The organism is Streptomyces sp. SudanB5_2050 (genome assembly GCF_964272335.1).
GTDB classification, from domain to species: Bacteria; Actinomycetota; Actinomycetes; order Streptomycetales; family Streptomycetaceae; genus Streptomyces; species Streptomyces rochei.
In genome coordinates, this window is record NZ_OZ186760.1 from 6,777,993 (window position 1) to 6,793,577 (window position 15,585).

The window sequence follows — 15,585 nt, forward strand, 5'->3', positions numbered from 1 at the left end:
GCCGCGCCTCCCTCCCGGCCCGGCAGCCCGGTTCTCCCGCCCCGGCAACCCTCGTTTCCCCGACCCGGCAGTCCCCGCTCTCCCGCCCCGGCAGTCCCCGTTCTTCCGCCCCGGCAACCCCCGTTCTCCCGGCCCGACCACCAAGGAGTCACCCCACCATGCCGATCCCCGCACGCCCCGCCGCCCTCGCCCTCACCCTGGTCCTCACCCTCGCCGCCACCGGCTGCGGGGCCGAGGTCTCCCCGGACACGGGGGAGGGAGCCGGCGGCGCCCGCACGTCCGACGGCCACTACCCGGTCACCGTCGAGAACTGCGGAGAGCGGAGGACCTTCGAGAGCGCACCGCGGCGCGTGGTCACCAACGACGTGGGCATCACCGAGATCATGTTCGCCCTCGGCCTGGAGGACCACATGGCCGGCTACGTCATGCCCGACGACAAGGGCGACCTCACCGGCGTGCCGTGGAAGGACGGTTACCGCAAGACCGAGTGGCTCTCCAAGGGGCGCATCAACAAGGAACTGGTGCTGGACGCCCGGGCGGATCTGGTCTTCGCGGGCTGGAACTACGGCTTCAGCGAGGGGGAGGGGTTCACCCCCGACGCGCTGCGGCGGGTGGGTGTCGACTCCTACCTGCTCAGCGAGTCCTGCCGCAACGGACAGGGCAAGGCCCGCGGCGTGATGGCCCCGCTCGACGCCCTCTACACGGACCTGCGGAACCTGGGGAAGATCTTCGACGTCGAGGACCGCGCCGACGCTCTCGTCACCTCGTTCCGCGAGCAGGTGGCCGAGGCACAGGCGAGGGCGCCGCGGGGCGCCGACCGGCCCCGGGTGTTCCTCTACGACAGCGGCGAGGACAAGCCGCTCACCTCCGGCGCCTACGCCGGCCCGCACGACATCATCACCAAGGCCGGCGGCGACCACGTCATGAAGGACCTCGAGGACAGCTGGACCACCGTGGGATGGGAGACGGTCGTCGCCCGGGACCCCGAGGTCATCGTCATCAACGACTACGGGGACACCACCGCCGAACAGAAGCGGAGGTTCCTCGAGTCCTACCCGCCCCTCGCGAACGTCTCCGCCGTCAGGAACGGCCGGATCGTCGTCCTCGACTACGTCGACCTCGTCGAGAGCCCGCGCAACCCCGCGGCCGTCGGCCTTCTCGCCGAGGAGCTGAGGCGTCCCGGCTCGTGAACCGGGCGGGTCCGGCGCGCCCCTCGGCCTCCGGGGCGCGCGGCCGACGTACGGTCGACGCATGCCGATGGAGGAGGATCGATCCCCGATGCGCAGTGTCACCTACTCGATGAGCGTCTCCCTCGACGGATACGTCGTCGGTCCGGACGGCCGGTTCGACTGGACGGCGCCCGACGAGGAGATCTTCCGGTTCTGGATCGACGACATCCGGCGGGCGGGCGTGCACCTGCTGGGACGACGGCTGTACGAGACGATGCTGTACTGGGAGACCGCCGACCAGGACCCGTCGCTCGACGAGGACACGCGGGAGTGGACCGCGCTCTGGAAGGCGCTCCCGAAGGTGGTGTTCTCCACCACGCTCACGGAGGTGAGGGGCACCAACACCCGCCTGGCCTCCGGCAGTCTGACGGAGGAGATCGAGCGGTCGCGGGCCGAACCGGGGGAGGGCGACATCGCGATCGGCGGCGCGACCCTCGCCGCCCGGGCGGCCTCGGAAGGACTGATCGACGAGTACCGGACCATGGTCCACCCGGTGCTGGTCGGCGGCGGCGTCCCCTTCTTCCCCCGGGACGAACGGAGGGTGGACCTCGAACTCGTCGAGACCCGCACCTTCGGGCGAAAAGCCGTCTACCTCGGCTATCGCGTGGTGCGCGGTGCCGGGGGCGGTTCCGTGGCCGACGACGCCCCAAGCACTGTTGACTCAAATTAAGTTGACAATGTGACAGCTTGAGACTCCCGTGATAGTCTTATTATAGGTGAGGAAACTCGCCAGTAGCTTAGGCGGTTGCGCTTCGGGGGAAGCTGGCGAAAACGGCCGGTGCACGCGCGGGCTTCTCCGTGTTCTCAGTGAGACAGGGTGAGCAAGCTTGTATGACGACCAGTTCGCCGATGTGTACGATCGCGTCTACTGTGCCCTCTACGACTATGCCGACCATGCCGAACTGATCGGGGATCTGGCCCGGCGGCATGTAGAAAACCCCGAGAGTCTGTTGGACGTGGGGTGTGGCACGGGCGAGCATTTGAGATACCTCGCCAAACAGTTCTCGGTGACCGGCGTCGATCTCTCGGAATCCATGGTCCGGGTGGCCCGCCGAAAGCTCGGTGACATCGCGGTTCACCAGGCCGACATGCGTGATTTCGACCTCGGCCGGACTTTCGACGTCGTGTGTTCCATGTACAGCTCGGTCGGATATCTGGGCGGCCCCGACGAACTGCGGGCGGCGGTCGCGCGCATGGCGGCCCACGTCGCTCCGGGCGGGGTGCTCGTCGTCGAACCCTGGATCCTCCGGGAGAAGTGGAACGGCGGGATTCTGGCGCACGCCACCGTCGAGCACGAGGGGGTGACCATTTCCCGGATGGGACAGTGGCGCACCGAGGGCGACCGCTCCCTCGTGGACATGCACTACCTGGTCTCCGAACCGGGCGGTGTGCGCCACTTCGTCGACCACCAGGACCTCGCCCTGTACTCCCTGGAGGAGTACCTGGACGCCTTCGCCCGGGCGGGTTTCGAGGCGTCGCTGCTGCCGGCCGGGAGGGCGGATCGCGGAGTCTTCGTGGCCGTCGACCGAACCGGGACGCGGAGCGGCTGACCCGCCCTTCTCCCGTTCCGTGACGGACGGACCCGGCCGCCGGGCCCGCCCGTGGGAGAGGCGCGCCCGGCCGCGGGCGGAGTCCGGTGAACACCGATGTCGGACGCGTTAATCCTCTTTGCAGATCCTTGACGAAACGCTTGCGATTGGTAGAGCATCACGATGTGTCATCGCAGTGCGGGGGTGTTTATCGCCGGTCGGCACGGAGTGCCGGCGCGTGCGTAAATCGATAAGCGCGGATGACCGGGTAGTTTGACCGCGAGTGCGAGTTGTGTCACGACAGGGGAAACTCGCGGTCAACAGGGGGACCACGGGAGAGAAATGCTGGTCGAACGTGCACGCACTATTTCCGAACTGAGTGAACTCATACGGTGTGTCCACAGCGGACGGGGTGGCGTGGCCGTCATCACCGGACCCGCCGCCGTAGGCAAAACAGAATTGACGCATTCTCTCGCCGAGATTGCGGAAGAAGACGATCTCGAAGTCCTGCGAGCACGCATGTGTGTGCCCGGCGGTCAGGGGCGCCGGGGATTATTCGAGCAGCTCGCCGAGAGCCTGCGGAGGGAACCGGGGCGAAGTGCCGGAACATTCGCCGGTGAAAAGCCCGAGAATCCCGACGGCGCGTATGCGCTCGCGGGCGGCACCGCCGCGGAGAACCCGCTGCGGGCCGCCGAGGAGATCGCCAGGTACGCGCACCGGCAGCCCCTGCTCGTCGTGATCGACGACCTGCACCACGCCGACGCCGACTCGCTCGACGGCATCCTCCACCTGGTCCGGGCCTGCCGCACCGCCCGGATCATGATGGTGCTCGTGGCATCCGACTGTTCCTACGAGCAAATGCCGCTGTTCCACGCGGAGTTGCTGCGCGCTCCGCACTACCGGCGGGTGCGTCTGCGCCCGCTGTCCCGCCTCGCCGTCGCCGAGGTCGTGGCGGACAGCCTGGGCTCCGAGGTGGCCGAGCGGTCCGCCGCCGACTACTACCGCTACAGCGGGGGAAATCCGCTGGCGCTGCGGGCCCTCATCCAGGAATGGTCCTCCACCCGGTTCACCGACGAGGCCGGCCCCGAGACGGCCAGGGGCGGCACGCTCGCGCCCGGCAAGGTCTCGGCGCTGGCCGTCTTCACCTCCCTGCACCGCAGCGGCCCGCAGGCCATGGCCGTGGCCCGCGGCATGGCCCTGCTCGGCCCCGCCGCCGGTCTGGACCTGCTGTGCCAACTGCTGCGCAGCACCCCCGAGGACGTCACCCGGCATCTGCAGGACCTGGAGGCGGCCGGCGTGCTGGACGGACTCCGTTTCCGGCACCCGGGCGTCGCCCAGGTCCTCCTCACCGACCCGGACTTCCACGACCTGCGGGAACTGCGCCTGGCGGCGGCCGCCCTGCTGGACGCGGACGGGCACAGCGCCCTGCGGGTGGCCCGCCACCTGATCGCCGCCGACATCGTTGCCGAGCCCTGGACCGTCGCCGTGCTGCGCGAGTCGGCCCGGGAAGCGGCCGGCCACAACGACTGGGACTTCGCCCTCAAATGCCTCCGGCTGGCCCTGCGCGGCGCCCTCACCGACGAGGAGCGGGGCCTGGTCGTCAGCGAGTTCCTGCGCGTCGGATGGCGACAGAACCCGGCCCGGGTCACCAAGCACTTCCAGGAGTGCTTCGAGCTGCAGCAGAAGGGCCACGTCCCGGACGCCGAGACGCTCACCCTGCTGACGATCTTCCTGTGGCACGGGCACGTCGAGGACGCCGTGACCATGCTGCTGGACGTCGCCGACCGCTGCGCCGACGGCCCCCTCCGCACCGAGATCCAGACCTTCCTGGACTGGGCCCGGCTCAGCCACCCCGGCCTGCTGGACCGGATCCGCCGGGCCGACGAACAGCTGCTGAACCGGCTCCTGGAAACCTCCTCGGACTCGCTGCGCCCCCTCACCTCGCTCTCCCTCGCCCTGTGCGAGACGGGCCACGCCAACGTCCCCGCCACCGCCCAGGAGGTGCTGGCCGACCGGCGACTGACCGGCGACACCGCCGGCTCGGTCCTCCAGTCGCTCCTCTACGCGGGTGAACTGGTGACCGCCGAGCGCTGGGCCGCCCGGGCCGTCCAGGACGCCGAGCAACTGGCCACCCCGCTGGCCCGCGGTGTGCACCAGGCCGTCTGCGCGGAGATCGCCCGGCGCCGCGGCGACCTGCCGGCGGCGCAGCAACTGGCCGAGCGCGCCCTCACCCACATGGCACCGCGCGCCTGGGGAGTCGCGCTCGGACTGCCCCTGAGCGTCCTCGTCGCCGTGCACACCGCCCGGGGCAACACCGAACGCGCCGGGGAACACCTGTCCTGGAGCGTGCACCCGGAGATGTACCAGACGCTCTACGGCCTGCACTATCTGCAGGCCCGGGGCCGTCACCACCTGGCCGTCGGCCAGTACGCCGCGGCCCTGCGGGACTTCCGGTCCTGCGAGGAGCGCGTGCGCGCCTGGGGCCTGGCCCCGCCCGTCCTCGCCCCCTGGCGGCTGGGCCAGGCCGAGGCCGCCCTCGCCCTCGGCGACCGGAGCGAGGCCCGCCGCCTGACCGAGAGCGAGCTGAACCAGGCCCGCGGCCGTCACTCCCACGTACGCGCCGCGCACCTGCGCGTGTACGCGCGACTGGTGGACCGCAGCCGCCGCCGCGAAGTGCTCACCGACGCGGCCGAACTGGTCGCCGGCGGACGCGACCGCTACGAGCACTTCCTGATCCTCACCGACCTCAGCCGCGCCCACCAGGAGGCCGACGACACCGCGAGGGCACGCGTCACCGGTCAGCAGGCCTGGCACAGCGCCGTGCGCTGCGGCGCCGAGCGCCTGGCCCGGACCCTGCTGCCGGAGAGCGCCGTCACCGCCGGCGAGGAGACCCCGGTGATGCCCCGCCAGCGGCTGAACACCGCCATGCTCAGCGAGGCGGAACTGCGCGTGGCGGAACTCGCCGCGGCCGGTGAGACCAACCGGGAGATCTCCGGAAAGCTGTTCATCACCGTCAGCACCGTGGAACAGCACCTCACCCGCGTGTACCGCAAGCTCCGCCTGTCCGGACGCGCGGACCTGCGGGCCTGCCTCGCCACGAAGGCCGGGGTCGGCGCGGGAGTGCCCGAGCACTGCGCGCCGGGCGCCTGACCGGACACGCCGGCGCACGGCCGGCCGGGGTAGGGGGCCGGGGCGCCGGTTAGGGGTTGGCCGCCGCCCCGGCCGGTGCGTAGCGTCCCAGGAGCCCCGGGAAGAGCCGCCGCCGCGCGGTCCGACGCCCCGGCCAAGCCACCCACTGCAGAGGTGATCGACCATGGCAACCGCTCCCGGCCTCGCCGCCCCCAGCGCCAAGGGCACGCTGTCCTTCGGCGAGTGGCAGACCTGGTACCGGGTCACCGGCGACCTGGGCAGCGGCCGCCCCGCCCTGGTCGTCGTCCACGGGGGCCCCGGCTCCACCCACGACTACCTGCTGCGGATCGCCGAACTGGCCGAGGACGGCTGGCCCGTCGTCCACTACGACCAGCTCGGCAACGGCGGCTCCACCCACCTGCCGGACAAGGGCCCGGACTTCTGGACCGTGCAGCTCTTCCGGGACGAACTGGCCAACCTCCTGAACGGCCTGGGCATCGCCGAGAACTACGTGCTCTTCGGCCACTCCTGGGGAGGACTGCTGTCCGCCCGGCACGCCGCGGAGCGCCCCGCCGGGCTGCGGGGCCTGGTCATCGCCAACTCCCCGGCCTCCTACCCGCTGTGGCTGCGGGAGATGAAGGTGCTGCGGGCCCAGCTCCCGCCCGGCACCGACGAGACCCTGCGGCGCCACGAGGAGGCCGGCACCACCGACAGCGAGGAGTACCGGGAGGCCGTCAAGGTCTTCTACTCCCGCCATGTGTGCCGGCTGCGGCCGTGGCCGCGCGAGTTCATGGCCTCGTTCTACGAGATCGCCAACGACCCCACGGTCTACGAGACCATGAACGGGCCCAACGAGTTCCATGTGATCGGCACCCTCAAGGACTGGTCGGTGGTGGAATACTGCTCCGCCATCCAGGCCCCCACCCTGCTCATCTCGGGCCGTCACGACGAGGCCACACCGGAGACGGTGCGCCCCTACGCCGAGCACATTCCCGACGTCCGCTGGGAATTGTTCGAGGAGTCCAGTCACCAGCCGCACCTGGAGGAGCCCGAACGTTTCCGGGACGTACTCGGGAAATTCCTGGAAAGTGTTTCGGTGCCGCCGGCCCGGCACGGGGACCGATGACCGCCACGACCTGAACGAGAACCGGGCCGGGACCCCAGGGGTCCCGGCCCGGTTCTCGTTCAGGTCGTGCCTCAGGCGGCCGACGCGTCGAGCTCGTGGAGGGTCAGCCACAGCCGCTCGGGCGTGGCGAACGTCGCCAGGGTCAGCGCCTCGTCGACGAACCGCAGGCCGTAGGCGCCCTCCAGGTCGCTCAGCAGCTCCACCGTGGCCAGCGAGTCCAGACCCAGGTCCCGCAGCGCGGTGTCCGGCGTCAGCTCCTCGTCATGGCCCAGGAACGGCAGATGACGGCGCACGATCGCTTCGAACTTCTCGTCCCACATGGTGTCTCCGCATCCGAGAAATGGCTTGCTCCCATCGCAGTCCCGAACGCCGGCGGTGACAACCCTTATCACCGCCCTCAGGGGTCGCCTAGGGGTGTTTCGGCCGCCTGTCCTTCCTTACTGTTCCGGAGCAGCGGAAACAATGCGGTGCGAATACGCGCGGATGCGAATCGGAGAGACCATGACGGAACTCGCGGTTTCAGGAACCGCCCCGGATTCCCCGGCGACGAAGCCGTTTCTGGTACACGAGTTGCTGGACGAGGCCGCGCGCGCCGTGCCCGACGGCCCCGCCGTCCGCGACGCGGCCGGCGGCTGGACGTACCGGGAACTGCACCGCACGAGCCGCGCCTTCGGCGCCTGGCTCGACGCCCGGGGGCTGCGTCCCGGCGACCGCCTGGTCGTGCAGGCGCCCAGCCGGCGCGACCTGGTCGCCATGTTCTACGGCGCGGTCTCCCGCGGCGTGGTCTTCGTGCCGCTCAACCCCGGCATGAAGCCCTTCCACCTCCAGTCCGTCCTCGCCAACGCCGATCCGGCGCTGGTGATCGGCTCGGGGCCGACCACGCCGCGGCTGCGGGAGGTGACCCCCGCCCCGGTCCACGACCTCGCCGACCTCTGGCCCGCCGTCACCGACCTCGCCGAACGGGGCGAGGCCGCCCCGCCGGTCACCGTCGGCCCCGACGACCTCGCCGTACTGATCTACACCTCGGGGTCCACCGCCGCGCCCAAGGCCGTGATCTGCCCGCACGCCCAGGTGACCTTCGCCTCCCGGGCCATCGTGGACGCGCTCGGCTACCGCGCCGACGACGTCGTCTTCTGCCGCTTCCCCCTGTCCTGGGACTACGGCCTCTACAAGGTGCTGCTGACCTGTCTGGGCCGGGGCGAACTGGTCCTCGCCGACGAGGAGTCGGACCTGACCCTGCTCAACCGGATGCGGCAGACCGGCGCCACGGTGGTGCCCATCGTCCCCTCCCTGGCCCAGATGATCGTGTCCCTGGCCCGCCGCGACCCCGACGCGCTGCCGCCGGTGCGGATGTTCACCAACACCGGGGCCGCCCTGCCGGCCCCCACCATCCGGGCCCTGCGGGACCTGTTCCCCGGCGTGCGGGTGGTCCGCCAGTTCGGGCAGACCGAATGCAAGCGGATCTCCGTCATGCCGCCCTCCCAGGACGACAGCAGGCCCGACTCGGTGGGGCTTCCCCTGCCCGGCACCCGGGTCCTGATCCTCGACGAGGACGGCCGCGAGCTGCCCCCGGGCGGCATCGGCGAGATCGTGGTCAGCGGACCGCACGTGATGCCGGGCTACTGGCGCGACCCCGAGCAGACCGCGCGCTCCTTCCGCCGGGACCCGGACACCGGCGAACTGCGCCTGCACACCGGCGACTACGGCAGCCGGGACGAGGACGGCTACCTCTACTTCGAGGGCCGCCGCGACGACATGTTCAAGCGCAAGGGCATCCGGATGAGCACCGTCGAGATCGAGGCCGCCGCGATGGACGTCCCCGGGGTGCGGGCCGCGGCCGTGGTCCCGCCCGCCGACGGCACCGACCTGGCCCTCGTGGTGGAGGCCGACGACCTCGAGGGCCACGCCGTGCTGCGCGCCCTGGCCGGCCGGCTGGAGCCCGCCAAGGTGCCCGCCCTGTGCCGGGTGGTCGCCAGCATGCCGCTCACCGGGCACGGCAAGAACGCCCGGCACGAACTGGCCGCGCTCGTCCGGGAGGGAGCCCGATGACCGGCACGGCACCGACCCCGCACGACGCGCTCGTCGAGCGCTACGGCACGCCGCTCTACGTGTACGACCTCGACGAGGTCGCCGCCGCCCGCGCCGAACTGCTGGACGCCCTGCCCGACGGGGTCGTCCTGTACTACGCGCTCAAGGCCAACCCGCACCCCGACGTGGCCCGCACCCTGCGCGGCGACGACGGCAGGTGCCGCGCCGAGATCAGCTCCACCGGTGAGCTGCACGCCGCCCTGGACGCCGGCTTCGACCCCGCCCACTGCCTGTACACCGGGCCCGGCAAGACGACCACCGAGATCGGCCACGCGCTCGACCTCGGGGTGCGCACCTTCTCCACCGACTCCGTCGGCGACGTACGCCGGGTCGGCCGGGCCGCCGCCGCGCGCCGGGTGACCGCCGCGTGCGTCCTGCGGGTCAACGCCGTCAACACCGACACCGGCGGTGCCACCACCGGCATCCGCATGACCGGGCGGCCCAGCCAGTTCGGCTTCGACGCCGAGAGCCTGCCCGACGACCTGCCCGAACTGCGCCGTGTCGAGGGCGTCCGGCTCACCGGCCTGCACTTCTTCCCGCTCAGCAACGCCAAGGACGAGGAGAACCTGGTCGCCGAGTTCCGGCACACCGTGGCCGCCGCCGTCCGCCTCGCCGACGACCTGGACCTTCCGCTGGAACTGCTCGACCTCGGCGGCGGCTTCGCCGCCCCGTACGGGACGCCCGGCACCCGCGACAGCTACCCCGCCCTGCGCGGAGAGCTGGAGGCCATGCTCGACGCCGCCCTGCCCCGCTGGCGCACCGGCAGCCCCGTGATCGCCTTCGAATCGGGCCGCTATCTCACCGCCTGCGCCGGCACCCTGCTGCTGGGCGTCACCAACGTCAAGACGGGACGCGGACGCACCCACGTGATCCTCGACGGCGGCATCAACGTCTTCGGCGGCATGTCCGGCCTGGGCCGGCTCCTGCCCACCCACGTCGAGCCCGCCGCCACCACCGCCCCCGCCGACGCCCCCACGGCCCCCGCCCGCCTGGTCGGACCGCTCTGCACGCCCGGCGACGTCCTCAGCCGCGACCTGCCCGTCCCCGCCCTGCGGGACGACGACGTGGTCACGGTGCCCAACACCGGCGCCTACGGCCCCACGGCGAGCCTGCTGGCGTTCCTCGGCAGGCCCGCGCCCGCCGAGGTCGCCCTGCGCGGCCCGGACATCGTCTCGGCCACCCGCATCGACTACCGGCGCGTGCCGCTGGAGGCCGCCGACGCCCCGGACACCGCCGGAGCCCCGGCCCCCGCCGGCCGCGCAGCCGAGGAGCCCACCCCGTGACCCACCTCCCCAGGCCCCGGTCCGCCCCCGGCGAGCCGAGCAGCGCCTCCGACCCGTCGGGCACCTCGGGCACCGCGGGCACCGTCGTCGTCACCACCGTGGCCTCCGACTCCCACACCTGGAACCTGGTCTTCCTCCAACTCCTCCTCGAGGAGCGCGGCTACCGGGTGATCAACCTCGGGCCCTGTGTGCCCGACTCGCTGCTGCTGTCCGAGTGCCTGCGCCACGACCCCGCACTGGTCGTGGTCAGCAGCGTCAACGGACACGGACACGTCGACGGGCTGCGGCTGGCCCGCACCCTGCGCGGCCACCCCGACCTCGCCACCGTCCCGGTGGTCATCGGCGGCAAGCTCGGGGTCTCCGCCTCCGCCGCCGAACGCGGCCGCCAGGCCGCGGCCCTGCTGGAGGCCGGCTTCGACGCCGTCTTCGACGACGGCCAGGAGGACGACCTGCGCCGCTACCTGGACTCGGCCCGGCCCGCGCCCGCCCTCACCGGCGCCCGGTCCGGAGCCCCGGGCGCGCCTTGACCCCCGACGGCCGGCCCGTGCCCCGCCCCGGCCCGCTCGTGGACCCGGCCGGCGGTGCCACGGACGCCGCGGACTTCGGGAGCTTCGTACGGCGGGAGGGCGGCGCCGGGCGTCTCGTCGTCCAGCCCCGCATGGGCTTCGACGACCCCGGCCGGATGCGCGCCGGTCTCGCCGCCACCAAGGCGGCCCGCGCCGTCACCGTGGGCACCGTGACCCTGGACAGCTACACCCGGCTCGGCGAGAGCGAGGCCCTCGCCGAAGCCCTCGCCGAGGGCCGCGAACTCAACGGCTACCCGATCACCGCCCACGCCCCCGCCGTCACCGCCCGGATGCTGGCGGGCATCCGCGACCACACCTTCCCGGTGCAGGTCCGCCACGGCTCGGCCGTCCCGCAGCACATCTTCGCCACCCTCATCGACCAGCGGCTCGACGCCAGCGAGGGAGGCCCGGTCTCCTACTGCCTGCCCTACGGCCGCACCCCCCTCGCCGAGTCGGTGCGCAACTGGACCGAGGGCGTACGCCGCTTCGCCGCCCTGCGCGAGCTGGGCGGCGAACCCCACCTGGAGTCCTTCGGGGGGTGCCTGCTCGGCCAGTTGTGCCCGCCGAGCCTGCTCGTGGCGGTGTCGGTGCTGGAGGCCCTGTTCTTCCACCGGCACGGGGTGCGCGACGTCTCCGTCAGCTACGCCCAGCAGACCCACCCGGCGCAGGACCGGGAAGCGGTGGCCGCGCTGCGGCGGCTGTGCCGGGAACTCCTGCCCGTCCCCACCTGGCACGTGGTGATCTACGCCTACATGGGGCTGTACCCGGTCACCGAGCACGGCGCCTACGGCCTGCTCTCCGACGCCGCCCGGCTGGCCGTGGACACCGGCGCCGAGCGGCTGATCGTCAAGACGGTCGCGGAGTCCCGGCGCATCCCCACCATCGAGGAGAACGTCGCCGCGCTGGAGGCCGCCGCCCGCTCCGCGCGGACCACCGTGCCGGGGTCCGTGCCGCCCGCCCGGGCGGATACGGCCGCCGCGGACAGCGAGACCTACCAGGAGGCCGCCGCCCTGGTGCACGCCGTGCTCGACCTGCACCCCGATCCCGGCGTCGCCATGGCGAAGGCGTTCGCGCGCGGCTACCTCGACGTCCCCTGGTGCCTGCACCCGGACAACCGAGGCCGCACCCGGAGCTTCATCGACGGCGACGGCCGGCTCCGCTGGGCCCACACCGGAGCGCTCCCGCTCGGCCGCTCCGCCACCCGCTCGACCGCCCGGCACCGGGTCGACTCCGCCGGCCTCCTCGCCGACCTGCACCACGTGCAGCGCCGCTACGACACGGCCGGCGGCGCGCTCCCCGCCGCGGCCCGCACGGCAGCGGAGTCCACCGAGATCACCGAGGGCGGAAGCGGCTCCCCGGTAAGCCATAATTGACGCCATGTGGTTCGGGGTGCTGGGCGAGTTCGTGGTGCGTCGTGACGACGGAAGCTCGGTGGCCGTCCGCGGCCCGCGAGCCCGGTCCCTGCTGGTCCTCCTCGCCCTGGAGGCCGGCCGGCCCGTCACCGTCGACTCCCTCATCGAGGGCCTCTACGGCGACCATCCGCCCGGCGACGCCCTCAACGCCCTGCAGTCCCAGGTCTCCCGGCTCCGCCGCGACCTGCGGGGCGCGGCGCCGCACGAACTGGTCGAGTCCCACCCGCTCGGATACCGGCTGGCCGTCGACCCCGACAGCGTGGACGCCCACCGCTTCGAGCGCCTGGCCGCCGAGGGCCACCGGCAGCTCGCCGCCGGTGACCACGCCGCCGCCGCGGCCACCCTCCGCCAGGCCCTCGACCTCTGGCAGGGCCCCGTGCCCGTGGAACTCGGCGAGGCCGCCACCGCCCGCGCCCGCGCCCACCGTCTGCAGGACCTCCGGCTCGCCGCCGCCGAGGACCGGGCCGAGGCCGAACTCGCCCTCGGCGGACACCGGGAACTCGTCGCCGAACTCCAGCAGCTCGTCGCCGCCCACCCGCTGCGCGAACGGCCCCGCGGCCAGCTGATGCGGGCGCTCTACGGCTCCGGACGCCGCGCCGACGCCCTGGCCGTCTACGAGGACGCCCGCCGTACCCTCGCCGAGGAGCTGGGCAACGACCCCTCCGAGGAACTGGCCGCCGTGCATCTGGCCGTGCTCCGCGGCGAGCTGCCCCCCGCCACCCGCGCCACCCCCGCTCCCGCCCCCGCCGCGCCGGAGCCCGCCACCGTCGGGCGGACCGGGCCGCCCGCCCAGCTCACCACCTTCGTCGGCCGCCGCGACGAACTCGAACGGGTCTCCCGGCTCCTCGGCCCGCTGGACCGCGGTGGCGGCGCCCGCCTGGTCACCGTCGTCGGCTCCGGCGGCTCCGGGAAGACCCGCCTCGCCATCGAGGCCGCCGGCCGCGACCCCGGCGGTGTCGCCTTCGTGGACCTCGGCGGGCTGCGCGACGGCGGGGACCTGCCCCGCCAGGTGCTCAACGCCTTCGGCGTCCGCGAGGGCGTGCTCAACGCCGGCGGCCGCCAGAGCCAGCCCCCGGACACCGTCGAACGCCTCGTCGCCGCCCTGTCCGACACCGACCTCCTGCTGGTGCTGGACAACTGCGAGCACATGGTGGAGGAGGTGGCCCGCCTCGTCTTCCGCCTGCTCACCTCCTGCCCCCGGATCAGGGTCCTGGCCACCAGCCGCGAGGCGCTGGGCATCACCGGAGAGGTCCTGTGCCCCGTACCGCCGCTGGCCGCCCCGCCGGAGGGGGTCAGCGCGGCCGAGGCCCTGGAGTACCCCGCGGTGCGGCTCTTCGCCGACCGCGCCACGGCCGTACGGCCCGACTTCACCGTCGACGCCGCCACCGTCGCCTCCGTGGTGCGGGTCTGCCGCGCACTGGACGGCCTGCCCCTGGCCATCGAGCTGGCGGCCGCCCGGCTGCGGTCCCTGCCCGTGGACGAGGTCGCCGCCCGCCTCGACGACCGTTTCCGGCTGCTCAGCCAAGGCAGCCGGACCGCCTCGCCCCGGCACCAGACGCTGCGCGCCGTGGTCGGCTGGAGCTGGGACCTGCTGGAGGAGGACGAGCAGCGGCTCGCCCGCCGGCTCACCGTCTTCGCGGGCGGCTTCACGCTCGACGCGGCCGGCCGGGTCTGCGAACTGTCCGACGCCGAAGCCGTCGAGCGGCTGACCGGCCTCGCCGACAAGTCCCTGATCGAGGGCGACGGAGGCCGCTACCGGATGCTGGGCACCGTCCGCGCCTTCTGCGCCGAACGGCTGGCCAAAGCCGGCGAGGAGGAAGAGGTCCACGGCCGGTTCACCGAGTACTTCCTGGACCTGGCCCGCACCGCGGAGCCGTACCTGCGCAGCGCCGACCAGCTGGACTGGCTCGCCCGGCTGGCCGCCGAGGACGCCAACCTCCAGGCCGCGCTGCACCGGGCGGTCCGCACCGACCAGGACACCGCATTCCGGCTCATCGCGGCCCTCACCGGCTACTGGTGGCTGCGCGGCCTGCGCGGCCACGGCGCGGTGGCCGCCGCCGAACTGCTGCGCAAGGTCGGCACCGCACCGCCGCAGGGCCTGGAGGAGGAGTACGTGCTGTGCGTCCTCAACGCGGCGGCCGGCGGCGAGGACGGCGCGGGCGGCGGCTTCACCCTCCAGCCGTACTGGCAGCCCGCCGAGGAGATCATGGCGGAGCTGGAATGGCCGCCGCGCCACCCCTTCCTGACGGTCCTGTGGGGCATGGGCACCGGCGCGCCGCGGCCCTCCGCCCTGACCGGCGGCCCCCGGCGCCCCGACCCGTGGTCCGACGCGCTGACCCGGCTCGGCAGGGGGCACATGGCCCTGTTCGGCGGCGAGGTGGACGAGGCGGCCCGCCAGTTCGAGGACTCCCTGGCCGGTTTCCGCTCCACCGGCGACCGCTGGGGCATGGCGCTGTGCCTCGCCGAACTGGCCATGCTGGCCGGGTGGCGGGGAGAGGGGCAGCGCTCCATGGCCCTGTACGACGAGGCACTGGAGTCGGCCGGACAACTCGGCGCGGTCGAGGACCTGGCCGACCTGCTCTGCCGCAAGGCCGACGGACTGGTGAGGGCCGGGGACTTCGCCGCGGCCCGCACCGCCTACGAGCGCGCGGCGCGCACCGCCCGGGAGGCCGGGGCTCCCGCCCTGCCCGCCGCCGTGGAGTGGGGACTGGGGGAGATCGCCCGGCTCAGCGGAGACCTCACCGAGGCACGCCGGCTGATGGAGGCGGCGCTCGCGGGCTGTGCCACCGGATGGTTCGCCGTGGAGGAGCTGCGGGCCCGGGTGTTCGTGGCGCTCGGCCGGATCGCCGAGGCCGAGGACGACACGGCCCGGGCCCGGGAATGGCACCAGCGGGCACTGAACGTGATGATCGGCAGCCGCAACCTCGCGGGCGCGGCCGGAGCCGTGGAGGCCCTGGCCGGGGTGGTGCTGCTCGAGGGCGACCCCGAGAGCGCGGCGCTGCTGCTGGGGCTGGGCGCGGGCCTGCGCGGCATCTCGCTGGACCAGGACCCCGACGTGGCACGGACCATGAGGCGCGCGCGGGAACTGCTCTCCCCGGACGCCTACGAGGCGGCGTACCGCCGCGGACGTGCCATGACCGGCGAGGAGGCCCTCGCCTTCCTCGGCCGCGCCTGACCGCCCGCGCCCCCCGGAGCAGAGCCGAACCCCGGACCACAGGGGAGT

The 15,585-nt window shown here is 73.2% G+C and carries 11 protein-coding genes; 10 read left to right on the forward strand and 1 reads right to left on the reverse strand.

Going from position 1 to position 15,585, the window contains the following annotated elements; all coding sequences use genetic code 11:
• Positions 1-158 precede the first annotated feature (158 nt).
• The 5 genes from ACFZP7_RS29895 to ACFZP7_RS29915 all read left to right on the forward strand — a co-directional run bounded on the left by ACFZP7_RS29895 (position 159) and on the right by ACFZP7_RS29915 (position 7,013).
• Positions 159-1,190 carry an ABC transporter substrate-binding protein gene (locus tag ACFZP7_RS29895; RefSeq protein WP_385636978.1) on the forward strand — a complete coding sequence of 344 codons (1,032 nt, stop codon included), beginning with the start codon at positions 159-161 and terminating at the stop codon, positions 1,188-1,190.
• A gap of 88 nt (positions 1,191-1,278) precedes the next feature.
• Complete coding sequence (locus ACFZP7_RS29900) at positions 1,279-1,899, forward strand: dihydrofolate reductase family protein (RefSeq protein WP_385636981.1); 621 nt, start codon at positions 1,279-1,281, stop codon at positions 1,897-1,899.
• A gap of 157 nt (positions 1,900-2,056) precedes the next feature.
• Positions 2,057-2,779 carry a class I SAM-dependent methyltransferase gene (locus ACFZP7_RS29905; protein WP_385636983.1) on the forward strand — a complete coding sequence of 241 codons (723 nt, stop codon included), beginning with the start codon at positions 2,057-2,059 and terminating at the stop codon, positions 2,777-2,779.
• 321 nt (positions 2,780-3,100) lie between these two features.
• Positions 3,101-5,908, forward strand: a complete 2,808-nt coding sequence (locus ACFZP7_RS29910; RefSeq protein ID WP_385636986.1) for an AAA family ATPase — start codon at positions 3,101-3,103, stop codon at positions 5,906-5,908.
• A gap of 163 nt (positions 5,909-6,071) precedes the next feature.
• Positions 6,072-7,013, forward strand: coding sequence for a proline iminopeptidase-family hydrolase (locus ACFZP7_RS29915; RefSeq protein WP_127432170.1), 942 nt, complete (start codon positions 6,072-6,074; stop codon positions 7,011-7,013).
• Positions 7,014-7,084: 71 nt separating this feature from the next.
• On the opposite strand, the gene ACFZP7_RS29920 is transcribed toward ACFZP7_RS29915, so the two are convergent.
• Positions 7,085-7,333: an acyl carrier protein gene (locus ACFZP7_RS29920; RefSeq protein ID WP_355513549.1), complete on the reverse strand. Its 249-nt coding sequence runs from the start codon at positions 7,331-7,333 to the stop codon at positions 7,085-7,087.
• A 181-nt stretch (positions 7,334-7,514) separates the two neighbouring features.
• Between ACFZP7_RS29920 and ACFZP7_RS29925 the strand changes: the two genes are divergently transcribed.
• From ACFZP7_RS29925 to ACFZP7_RS29945, 5 genes are read left to right on the forward strand one after another with little or no spacing between them, the layout of a single operon-like run.
• Positions 7,515-9,062 (forward strand): AMP-binding protein, encoded by a 1,548-nt coding sequence (locus ACFZP7_RS29925; protein WP_385636989.1) that lies wholly within the window; start codon positions 7,515-7,517, stop codon positions 9,060-9,062.
• Positions 9,059-10,384, forward strand: a complete 1,326-nt coding sequence (locus ACFZP7_RS29930) for a type III PLP-dependent enzyme (protein WP_385636991.1) — start codon at positions 9,059-9,061, stop codon at positions 10,382-10,384. Before ACFZP7_RS29925 ends, ACFZP7_RS29930 begins: the two co-directional genes overlap by 4 nt.
• The gene (locus ACFZP7_RS29935) at positions 10,381-10,911 is read left to right on the forward strand and encodes a cobalamin B12-binding domain-containing protein (protein WP_385636994.1); all 531 of its coding nucleotides are present in this window, start codon (positions 10,381-10,383) and stop codon (positions 10,909-10,911) included. The genes ACFZP7_RS29930 and ACFZP7_RS29935 overlap by 4 nt, the downstream gene beginning before the upstream one ends.
• Positions 10,908-12,323 carry a methylaspartate mutase gene (locus ACFZP7_RS29940; RefSeq protein WP_136236616.1) on the forward strand — a complete coding sequence of 472 codons (1,416 nt, stop codon included), beginning with the start codon at positions 10,908-10,910 and terminating at the stop codon, positions 12,321-12,323. The genes ACFZP7_RS29935 and ACFZP7_RS29940 overlap by 4 nt, the downstream gene beginning before the upstream one ends.
• 4 nt (positions 12,324-12,327) lie before the next feature.
• Entirely contained in the window at positions 12,328-15,537 is a 3,210-nt protein-coding gene (locus ACFZP7_RS29945) for a BTAD domain-containing putative transcriptional regulator (RefSeq protein ID WP_385636997.1), read from the forward strand.
• The last annotated feature ends 48 nt before the right edge of the window (positions 15,538-15,585 follow it).